The sequence below is a fragment of the Streptomyces nanhaiensis genome (assembly GCF_046614825.1).
GTDB classification, from domain to species: domain Bacteria; phylum Actinomycetota; class Actinomycetes; order Streptomycetales; family Streptomycetaceae; genus Streptomyces; species Streptomyces radiopugnans.
This window is the reverse complement of the sequence record NZ_JBKJFM010000390.1, coordinates 1-543: the sequence shown is the minus strand read 5'-3', so window position 1 is coordinate 543 and position 543 is coordinate 1. Positions and strand designations below refer to the sequence as shown.

1 protein-coding gene is annotated in these 543 nt (G+C 71.1%); it reads left to right on the top strand.

The window, feature by feature from the left end; translation table 11 throughout:
• A partial coding sequence (locus ACLIYP_RS30750; RefSeq protein WP_412716343.1) for a ketoacyl-synthetase C-terminal extension domain-containing protein occupies window positions 1-543 on the top strand: 543 nt, incomplete at both ends.

Sequence of the window (543 nt, the reverse complement as noted above, 5' to 3'; positions counted from 1 at the left end):
CCGGCACCAAGCTGGGCGACCCCATCGAGGCGCAGGCCCTGCTGGCCACCTACGGGCAGGACCGCCTGGCCGACCGGCCCCTGTGGCTGGGCTCGGTGAAGTCCAACATCGGACACACCCAAGCCGCTTCGGGTGTCGCGGGCCTCATCAAGATGGTCATGGCACTCCAGCACGGCGTCCTGCCGAGGACGCTGCACGTCGGCGAGCCGACACCCAAGGTGGACTGGTCAGCCGGGGCTGTCGCCCTGCTGACCGAGCAGACGCCCTGGCCCCACACAGGACAGCCGCGCCGCGCCGGTGTCTCGTCGTTCGGCATCAGCGGCACGAATACGCACGCCGTGCTGGAGCAGGCACCGGACGACGAGCCGGTCGTTGATTCGGAGCCTTCGGGTGCGGTGGTGCCGTGGGTGATCTCTGCCCGGACCGCCGGCGCCCTGCGCGCACAGGCCCGGCAACTCCGCGAGTACGTCGATCAGCGGCCCGACCTGGATGCCGTGGCCGTCGCCGGCACACTCGTCCACGGACGCGCCCTGTTCGAACACC